Source organism: Candidatus Omnitrophota bacterium, from assembly GCA_028699255.1.
GTDB lineage: Bacteria > Omnitrophota > Gorgyraeia > 2-01-FULL-45-10 > 2-01-FULL-45-10 > FEN-1322.
In genome coordinates, this window is the sequence record JAQVUX010000011.1 from 21,907 (window position 1) to 29,957 (window position 8,051).

An 8,051-nucleotide genomic window follows, 5' to 3' on the forward strand; every position below is an offset into this window, starting at 1 on the left:
TTAATCATTGACATTCCTTATATATGATATATACTTATAGTGTGCACAGGAGGGCGTATTTTTTTTGAGGTGTTATTTATATGTTTGTAAAAGATTTTACAAAGATACATAGGTGACAAGATGGATACAATGGCGATCTGTAAAACGAATGATATAAATCTCATCTATTTGAGACGGAACAAGCATGCCAATGTATTCTTCAAAACAATATCTTCTTTTGTCGCATTTGTATTTATATTGCAACAAGTAACATATGGATATGCTTATATCACACCTACCCCGGTACAGGCTCCTAAGACAATCGAAGTTACAACTCATGATGAGATCGGTTATAAATCAAAGTTAACAGGCGCCGGGAGTTTACTGCAAACCAACTACGAAAAGAACAAAGATTCCGCCTCATATTCTCCAAACTATATCGCAAGCCAGCAGAAGGTGCACGAGGATATCATAAGCGCCAAGCAGACCACGGAAGAGCTGGTCTTCGACCTTCGCGACGCGAAGACCCAGGAAGAAGATAATAGCCTTGTCTTGCAGAAAAAGCGTTCCAGCGCCACAGGCGGCGGACAGGTCAAGTACACCATGGCCGACTTCGATGAGAACGGCAAAGCAAGACAACTCAACGTTTACCATTACGAGGGCAATGTCTTAAAAGAGATAATCTCATACGACGTCTCAGGATTAAGCGAGGCGGATTCATGGCAGGCCGGGACAAAAGAGATAAAAGACAAAGAAGGCAATGCCTTCTTTGGTTCCTACACGGAACTGACCGGGGAAGACGCGATATCATTAGGACGTATACTGACTAAAACCGTATATTCGGGCACAAGCGGCAATGAACGCATCGACTATGTCTTATCGGATTACGACGAAGAAGGAGCCGCCCAGGAAGTCTCGATATACGATTACACAAAAGATTCCGCCTCCGACACTCTCGATGAATCCCGCACTTACAATACATACGGCCTCGAATTAGACTTTACTACAGATACCTGGAAAGATTCTTTAACAGGCGACCGTCTCACTTCAAAGACCGTATACACAGGCGCCGCCGAAGAAGAGAGGGCATCCTATACTCTTGATACCTACCAGATCGACGAAGAAGGCAATAATAACGCCAACCGCATAACCATATACGACTATACCAAGAATGGCAATGACGCCTTATCCGAAGTAAGGACCTACGATATCTCCGACGTATCGGAAGCCGATTGGCTTACCGAAGACTCATCCAGGCTCGAGAGCGTCATGGTCTACGAAGGTGAGAAGGACAAGGAGAAGATTAAGTATGTCCTGTCAAGTTACACGGCAGAAGACGGTGTTTACAAGGCATGGCAGAGGACCGATTATACCTATGAAGAGGATGAACTTGTTAAGACGAAGACATACGATGTGTCTGCCCTATCGGCGGACGAGCTTACAGTAACAGGTTCCGGCGCCCTGCAGGAAGAATCCGTCTATACAGGCGACGAAGGTTTTGAAAAAATCCAGCACACATATTCCATATATGGCGACGACGCCCTTGCCCAGGTAAGAACCGACTATATCTACAATGGGAAAACATTAACCGGCACCGAAGAATACGATATCGCCGGGGCTACGACGGATAGTAAAGATAACCTCACAGGTACCGGCACCTACGAAGGCAAGACGGGACAGGAGAGGATAATATCGAGCGTAAGCTATGCCGGTACCAGGATAGAGACGACATTCACATATTCGCGCAATTCCCGAGGCGTATACTACGCATCCGCGATCACCGAGATCACATATTCCGACTCCGGAGAAGTCATTGAGAAAGTAGTCACCGCTTCGAGTGTCATGTATACGGCTTTAAGCGGTAGCGAGAAAGAAGATCTAAACGGCAACATCAGAAGCCAGAATATAAAGACGTATTACTTTACCTCAGGGGTAGAGGAATTAGTTACCGAAGAGGATGTCATATATTCCGACTACGAAGGCGCAGGAAGGGCGGGTAAGGAGACGAGGACCACATACACATATACCGATGGAGTAAAGACAGCCTCCGCCTACAAAGTGATAACCAATGATAACTTCGATTCCCGCGGCAACGTAACAAACCAGACCATTTACAATTACACTTTCGCCGATTCAGGCGATAAGGTCTTTGATACAGTAGTCGTTGTCGCGAACCTTAAGTTCGATTACTACGGCAATATAATCGACAGGACCGAAGACACGTGGACCGACCTCGGAAAATCAGAGTTCGCCAACCGCAAAGTGATTCACAGTGAATATGACAATCTCATCGGAAGAAAACATGGCAATGCTTCGACAACGATCGTAACAAAGTACCAGGATATAGCCGAGACTACAATAATAGACCGTACCACAACTACCACATCCTTATTCGATACACTTGGTAACGCCATAGACCAGGAGTCGATAACGGAAGTAACGGACTCTACCGGCTCTTTAGTCAAGACAGCCAGGAGCGTCATACACAATTCCGATATCGATAACAGAGGCGATGCCGGGAGCCAGGAAGTAACAAGTTACCTTATAGATAATAACGTGGAGACTTTAGTCTCATATGCCGTATATACCAATAGAACCTTCGATGTCTCCCACAACATAGTAAACCAGCGTGTCCTCACATACGACTCTAAAGGCGGCACCCTCTTAGACGTCCAGGAGATCCGCTCCATAGGATATCACTCCTCAGGTGTAGCCCTAAAGCAGATCATAGTGACCTACGCCAATGAAACATCCACCGATCCTATAGGAGTAAAGGTAATAGAGAACTCCTCTATCGACTCACAGGGTAATATAGGAACTACCGTCATAACCACCTACTCAGGCGCCTCAATAGCCGATTCAGGTACCGGTGTTATAACACCTACGGGTCCCGTAAAGAGGCAAGTCTATACCAACCTTACCTTCGACGCCCGTGGTAACGCGCTCACTCAGTCTTTGATAACGGAAGTCTATGAAGATAGCGTCTGGAGCTTCTCGGAGGCTCAGGATATCACAACAACCTACGACGTACATGATAGAAGTACGCATTCCATGATCCTTAACTACGATTCAGCCGACAAGGCCACTCGAGCCTTTATAGATATGCAGGACATCTCTTACAATAGTTATGACTCCTTCGGCAACGTTCTAAACCAGACCATAGACACCTATTCCTCTTCTACAGTTGACGCTACCTCCTTCGTAAACCGTAAAGTAATAATAAATACCTACGATAACGTGATAGCCCAAAGAAGGGGTAACGCCACTATAGTAGAAGTCACAAAGTATTCCGATATATTAGCTACGGTAATAATAGACCGTACCACAACTACCACTTCTTTATTCGATACCTTAGGTAACGCCATAGACCAGGTATCGGTAACCGAGGTAACAGACTCTACCGGTACTCTTGTCAAGACATCGAAGAGCGTCATACATAATTCCGATATCGATAATAGGGGAGATGCTGGAAGCCAGGAGGTAACAAGCTACCTTATAGATAATAACGTGGAGACTTTAGTCTCATATGCCGTATATACCAATAGAACCTTCGATGTCTCCCACAACATAGTAAACCAGCGCGTGACTACCTACGATGAGAAAGGCGGGGTTATATTAGACGTCCAGGAGATTAGATCCATAGGTTATCACTCCTCCGGTGTAGCCCTAAAGCAGATCATAGTAACCTACGCCAATGAGTTGAGTACGGAACCAATCGGAGTAAAGGTAATAGAGAACTCGTCTATCAACTCACAGGGTAATATAGGTACGACTGTCATAACCACCTATGAGGGAGCCACTATTGCCGAGAATGGCACAGGTGTAATTACACCTGCGTCTCCTGTAAAGAGGCAAGTCTATGCCAACCTTACCTTCGACTCCAGAGGTAACGCGTTAACCCAGGAGCTTGTGACCGAGGTCTATGAGTCTTCCGTCTGGAGCTTCTCGGAGGCTCAGGATATCACGACAACCTACGATGTACATGATAGAAGCACTCATTCCGTAATACTTAACTATACCTCAGCCGATAAGGCCACTCGAGCCTTTATAGATATGCAGGACATCTCTTACAATAGCTACGACCAATTCGGCAACGTATTAAACCAGACCATAGATACTTATTCGACTTCCACAGTGGACTCTACCTCCTTCGTAAACCGTAAAGTAATAATAAATACTTACGATAACGTGATAGCCCAAAGACGTGGTAACGCCACAATAGTAGAAGTCACAAAGTATTCCGATATATTAGCTACGGTAATAATAGACCGTACCACAACTACTACATCTCTATTCGATACCTTAGGTAACGCCATAGACCAGGAATCCATAACGGAGGTCGCGGACTCTACGGGTACTTTGGTTAAAACTCAAAAGAGCGTCATACATAATTCCGATATAGATAATAGGGGCGACGCTGGTATGCAGGAAGTAACAAGTTACCTTATAGATAATAACGTGGAGACCTTGATCTCCTACGCCGTATATACCAATAGAGTATTCGATGTCTCCCACAACATCGTAAACCAGCGCGTCCTCACATACGACTCTAAAGGCAGTACCCTCTTGGACGTCCAGGAGATCCGCTCCATAGGTTATCACTCCTCCGGTGTAGCCCTAAAGCAGATCATAGTAACCTACGCCAATGAGACATCCACCGATCCTATAGGAGTAAAGGTAATAGAGAACTCCTCCATCAATTCACAGGGTAACATAGGAGTAACCATCATAACCACCTATGAGGGAGCTACTATTGCCGATAATGGCACAGGAGCTATCACACCTGCGGGTCCAGTAAAGAGGCAAGTCTATACCAACCTTACCTTCGACTCCCGTGGTAACGCGCTCACCCAGTCTTTGATAACGGAAGTCTATGAAGATAGCGTCTGGAGCTTCTCGGAGGCTCAGGATATCACAACAACCTACGACGTACATGATAGAAGCACTCATTCCGTAATACTTAACTACACCTCAGCCGATAAGGCCACTCGAGCCTTTATAGATATGCAGGACATCTCTTACAATAGCTACGACTCCTTCGGCAATGTCGTAAACCAGACCATAGATACCTATTCGACCTCCACCGTAGACTCTACCTCCTTCGTAAACCGTAAAGTAATAATAAATACCTACGATAACGTGATAGCCCAAAGAAGGGGTAACGCCACTATAGTAGAAGTCACAAAGTATTCCGATATATTAGCTACGGTAATAATAGACCGTACCACAACTACTACATCTCTATTCGATACCTTAGGTAACGCCATAGACCAGGTATCGGTAACCGAGGTAACAGACTCTACCGGTACTCTTGTCAAGACGAGTAAGAGCGTCATACATAATTCCGATATCGATAACAGGGGCGACGCTGGTATGCAGGAAGTAACAAGTTACCTTATAGATAATAACGTGGAGACCTTAGTCTCCTACGCCGTATATACCAATAGAGTCTTCGACACAAGCCACAACATCGTAAACCAGCGCGTCCTCACATACGACTCTAAAGGCGGCACCCTCTTGGACGTACAGGAGATTAGATCCATCGGTTATCACTCCTCCGGTGTAGCCTTAAAGCAGACCATAGTGACCTACGCCAATGAAACATCCACCGATCCTATAGGAGTAAAGGTAATAGAGAACTCCTCCATCAATTCACAGGGTAATATAGGAACTACCGTCATAACCACCTACTCAGGCGCTACTATTGCCGATAATGGCACAGGAGCTATCACACCTGCGGGTCCAGTAAAGAGGCAAGTCTATACCAACCTTACCTTCGACGCCCGCGGTAACGCTCTTACCCAGTCTTTAATAACAGAAGCGTATGAGGACTCTAACTGGAGCTTCTCGGAAGCTCAGGATATCACCACAACCTACGACGTACATGATAGAAGCACTCACTCCATGATCCTTAACTATACCTCAGCCGATAAGGCCACTCGAGCCTTTATCGACATGCAGGATATCTCTTACAATAGTTATGACTCCTTCGGTAACGTCCTAAACCAGACCATAGACACCTATTCGACTTCCACCGTAGACTCTACCTCCTTCGTAAACCGTAAAGTCATCATCAATACCTATACAGATTGTATCGCTCAGAGGAGAGGTAACGCCACAATAGTAGAAGTCACAAAATATTCCGATATCCTGGCTACGGTAATAATAGACCGTACCACAACTACTACATCTCTATTCGATACCTTAGGTAACGCCATAGACCAGGTATCGGTAACCGAGGTAACAGACTCTACCGGTACTCTTGTCAAGACGAGTAAGAGCGTCATACATAATTCCGATATCGATAACAGGGGCGACGCTGGTATGCAGGAAGTAACAAGTTACCTTATAGATAATAACGTGGAGACCTTGATCTCCTACGCCGTATATACCAATAGAGTCTTCGACACAAGCCACAACATAGTAAACCAGCGCGTCCTCACCTATGATGAAAAGCTCGGCACCTTGCTTGACGTCCAGGAGATCCGCTCCATAGGTTATCACTCCTCCGGTGTAGCCCTAAAGCAGATCATAGTGACATATGCCAATGAGTCGAGCACGGAACCTATCGGAGTAAAGGTAATAGAGAACTCGTCTATCGACTCACAGGGTAATATAGGAACAACCGTTATAACGACCTACTCAGGAGCTACTATTGCCGATTCAGGTACCGGTGTTATAACACCTACGGGTCCCGTAAAGAGGCAAGTCTATGCCAACCTTACCTTCGACTCCCGTGGTAACGCGCTCACCCAGTCTTTGATAACGGAAGTCTATGAAGATAGCGTCTGGAGCTTCTCGGAGGCTCAGGATATCACGACAACCTACGACGTACATGATAGAAGTACGCATTCCATGATCCTTAACTACGATTCCGCCGATAAGGCCACTCGAGCCTTTATCGACATGCAGGATATCTCTTACAATAGTTATGACTCCTTCGGTAACGTCCTAAACCAGACCATAGACACCTATTCGACTTCCACCGTAGACTCTACCTCCTTTGTAAATCGTAAGGTAATAATAAATACCTACGATAACGTGATAGCCCAAAGAAGGGGTAACGCCACTATAGTAGAAGTCACAAAGTATTCCGATATATTAGCTACGGTAATAATAGACCGTACCACAACTACCACTTCTTTATTCGATACCTTAGGTAACGCCATAGACCAGGTATCGGTAACCGAGGTAACAGACTCTACCGGTACTCTTGTCAAGACATCGAAGAGCGTCATACATAATTCCGATATAGATAATAGGGGCGACGCTGGGAGCCAGGAGGTAACAAGCTACCTCATAGATAATAACGTGGAGACTTTAGTCTCATACGCCGTATATACCAATAGAACCTTCGATGTCTCCCACAACATCGTAAACCAGCGCGTCCTCACATACGACTCTAAGGGCGGCACCCTCTTGGACGTCCAGGAGATCCGCTCCATAGGATATCACTCATCGGGTGTAGCCCTAAAGCAGATCATAGTGACCTACGCCAATGAGTTGAGTACGGAACCAATCGGAGTAAAGGTAATAGAGAACTCGTCTATCAACTCACAGGGTAATATAGGTAAGACGGTCATAACGACATATGAGGGAGCGACTATTGCCGATTCGGGTACCGGGGTTATAACGCCGTCAGATCCCGTAAAGAGGCAAGTCTATACCAATACCTCCTTCGACGCCCGTGGTAACGCGCTCACCCAGGAGCTTGTGACCGAAGTCTATGAGGATAGCGTCTGGAGCTTCTCGGAGGCTCAGGATATCACAACAACCTACGACGTACATGATAGAAGCACGCATTCCATGATCCTTAACTATACCTCAGCCGATAAGGCCACTCGAGAGTTCATCGACATGCAGGATATCTCTTACAATAGCTACGACTCCTTCGGCAATGTCGTAAACCAGACCATAGACACCTATTCCTCTTCTACGGTAGACTCTACCTCCTTCGTAAACCGTAAAGTAATAACAAATACTTACGATAATGTGATAGCCCAAAGACGTGGTAACGCCACAATAGTAGAGGTAACAAAGTACTCCGACATCGCCCAGGCTACAATAATAGA

Annotated in this window: 1 protein-coding gene; it reads left to right on the forward strand. The window is 45.7% G+C overall.

Annotation, left to right across the window (positions count from 1 at the left end; genetic code table 11):
• Window positions 1–129 precede the first annotated feature (129 nt).
• On the forward strand, window positions 130–8,051 hold a 7,922-nt coding region (locus tag PHS46_07810), incomplete at its 3' end, for a hypothetical protein (GenBank protein ID MDD3906406.1).